3 protein-coding genes are annotated in these 2,963 nt (G+C 69.3%); all 3 read left to right on the top strand.

The genetic code is table 11. The annotated features are described in order from the left end of the window. Window positions 1–91 precede the first annotated feature (91 nt). The 3 genes from IRZ30_RS16790 to IRZ30_RS16780 all read left to right on the top strand — a co-directional run bounded on the left by IRZ30_RS16790 (window position 92) and on the right by IRZ30_RS16780 (window position 2,583). Window positions 92–889: an SDR family oxidoreductase gene (locus IRZ30_RS16790; RefSeq protein ID WP_294086832.1), complete on the top strand. Its 798-nt coding sequence runs from the start codon at window positions 92–94 to the stop codon at window positions 887–889. Between the two features lie 188 nt (window positions 890–1,077). Next, on the top strand, window positions 1,078–2,031 hold the full coding sequence (locus IRZ30_RS16785) for a hypothetical protein (protein WP_294086831.1): 954 nt from the start codon (window positions 1,078–1,080) through the stop codon (window positions 2,029–2,031). Between the two features lie 138 nt (window positions 2,032–2,169). Further along, window positions 2,170–2,583: a cupredoxin domain-containing protein gene (locus tag IRZ30_RS16780; RefSeq protein WP_294086830.1), complete on the top strand. Its 414-nt coding sequence runs from the start codon at window positions 2,170–2,172 to the stop codon at window positions 2,581–2,583. Window positions 2,584–2,963: the final 380 nt, after the last annotated feature.

Here is a 2,963-nt window from a genome sequence, read left to right as displayed (position 1 = left end):
CCGCGGGGGGTTATCCCTCGGCGCCGGCGGGGGGGCGCGGCGGCGCGGCCGGGCGGAGCGAAGGACGACAGCAGTATGAGAGGAGCTGCCGATGGAGCCACTGGCGATCGGGCGACCGGATCCCCTGGCCGGACGCGTGGCGCTCGTCACCGGCGTCAGCCGCCGGGCTGGGATCGGCTATGCCATCGCGATGCGCCTGGCCCAACTCGGCGCCGACCTCTGCGTCCACTCCTGGGTCCCATACGACGCTGCCAGCCCCTGGGGTGCCGACCCGGGCGGCATCGACGCGGTCCTGAAGGACCTGCGCGGTACCGGGCGGCGCATCGCGCACGTCTCGGCGGACTTCGCTGATCCCGCGGCGCCGGAGCGCGTCGTCGCGACCGCGTTCGATACCCTCGGGCAGGTCGACATCCTGGTTGCCAACCACGCCTATAGCCGCTTGGGCGGGCTGGAAGAGCTGACTGCCGAGCAGATCGATCAGCACTTCCAGGTGAACGTCCGGGCGACGCTGTTGTTGGTGCAGGCGTGGGCCGCCCGGCACGACGATTCCCGGCCGGGGGGCCGCGTCATCCTGATGACCTCCGGGCAGCACCTCGGCCCGATGCCCGGCGAGCTGGCCTACGTCGCCTCAAAGGGCGCGCTCCATCAGCTCACCCAAAGCCTGGCGGCGCACCTCGCCCCCCGCGGCATCACCGTCAACACCGTGAATCCCGGAGCGACCGATACCGGCTATGCCGACCCGGAGACGTACGCCGCCGTCCTGGCTCGGGAGCCGATGGGGCGCTGGGGTCAGCCGGACGACGCCGCACGCCTGATCGCCTGGCTGGCGACCGACGACGCCCGCTGGGTTACCGGTCAGATCCTCAACTCCACGGGCGGCGGGCCGTAGCCGCGCAAGCGCAGGCATCCTGCCGGCGCCCCTGACGAACGACGAACCAGAAAGCACACCCCCTGTCCCGATCCCACCCAATTGGGCGGGGCGCTGTCGCCGGCGTGGTGCTATGATTCGCGCCGGCCTGCGGGCCGGCGCCGCGGGGCGTCGTCGGCATGCTGGGAACAAGGAAGTCGAACACTCGGATGTCTGGGCGAGAAAGACGGACCGGCCACGCACCGGGGGCCGCGCGCCGCGCGGCGCGGCGCCAGGCGACGACGCAGCGGCAGCCCTGGCTCCGCCGGAGCGCGGTGGCAGCGGTTCTGCTCTTACTGATCGGTGGGGCCGCGTGGTGGTTCTTCGGTCGCGGCGACAGTGTCGCACTTTACCGGTTCGATACGCTCGACTTCCATTCCCTGGCGTTCGATCCGACCGACCCCCAAACCCTGTACTTCGGCCACCATCAGGGGATGAAAATGAGCCGGGATGGTGGCAAGACGTGGCAGGATACGGTGGTGCGCGATGCCGACGTGATGCAGCTCGGCATCGCCGTGAGCGACCCACGGCACCGCTACCTGGCAGGCCACGGCCTGTTCGTCTTTAGCCGCGACGGAGGTGCCACCTGGGAACAGCCGGCCACGAACCTGCCCGACTACGACCTGCACGGCTTCGCCGTCGCCCCGTCGGACCCGCTCCGGCTCTATGCCTTCGCCGTCGGGGTTTCCGGGCTGTTCACCAGCGCGGACGGTGGGCTCACCTGGGAGCAGCTCCCGCTGCCGCCGGGCGATGTGGCCGGGATGTTGCCGCTGGCGGTCGCGCCGGACGACCCGCTGCATGTCTACGCAGGCGTCGACGATGTGCTCACCGAGAGCCGCGACGGTGGCAAGACGTGGCAGTCTCTCCCCGGCCCCGGCGCGATGATCATGTCGCTGGCAGCGAGCATCACCAACCCTGGCACGCTCTACGCCGGCACCGACGACGGCGTCTGGGTCCGCTCGGCGGACGGAGCCTGGGAACGGCTGCCGCTGACGCCCGAAGGGGTGGTGATGGCGGTTGCCGTCAGTGCCGACGAGCCGGAGCAGGTGGCCGTGGTCGATCAGGAGGGTTACTTCTACCGGAGCAGCGACGGTGGCCGGACGTGGGGCGGGCGTGGAGCGTAATCCCCGCGATGTGTGGCACCGAGGCTGCAATTGGCGCAAGTTCAGGTTATAGTTATCCGGGCATACGGCCCGGAACCCAACCTGGCGAGAGGTGTGATTCTGGCCCGGTAGAGGTCGGGTCAGAGAAGGGAGGCTCTTGTGAAGGTGTGGTCCCGCGGCATCGCTAGAGTGACGGTGCTGGTGGCAGCAGCGGCGCTGCTGATGCTCGCTCTGGCGGCATGTGGAGGTGGTGGCAACAACAACGAGGGCAACGGCGGCGGCAACGCGCCCGCAGGGGCGATCACCGTCAAGATGACCGAGTTCAAGTTCGATCCTTCCACCATCGAGGCCAAGACCGGCGAGATCACGTTCAACCTGGTCAACGACGGCACCGTCGAACACGACATGCACATCGAGATCCCGGGCAACCCGCAGACCTCGGAACTGGTCGCCCCGGGCAAGTCGGCGACCTTCACGGTGACGATCAACGAGGCGGGCGAATACCAGTTCTGGTGCACGGTCCCCGGTCACCGCGAGTCCGGCATGGAGGGCACGCTCAAGGTCGAGGGCTAGTTCCCGACCGCGACGCGACCTCGACCACAAACCGGGTGGGCACGCGCCCACCCGGTTTTCTATGACGTTTGACGAGTTCATCCGGCATACCAGCCGCGCCGTCTTCCGCCCGCCTCCGCCAGCTAGTGCGGCTGCCGACCGTCGCCGGGATGGGTGGCGGGAAGTTCGCCGCGTCACGGCGCGTGCCCGGGCGAATGGAGTTTGACGCATTCGTTGGGTGTACGCGGTCTGCGCGTGCCCGGGGCTAAAGCCGCCGGGCTGACAACGAAAGCCGGCTGATGGAGTTTGACGAATTACTGTGGTACATGTACCGGTCCGTCGTCTCGTCCTTGTCATCCTGAGCGGAGCCGGGGGGGGCGGGGGCGCCGGGGGGCGGGGCG

It is taken from the genome of Sphaerobacter sp. (assembly GCF_019683595.1).
In the GTDB taxonomy this organism is placed as follows: Bacteria; Chloroflexota; Chloroflexia; order Thermomicrobiales; family Thermomicrobiaceae; genus Sphaerobacter.
Note: the sequence above shows the minus strand (reverse complement) of the source record. Positions and strands in the feature narration are given on the sequence as shown.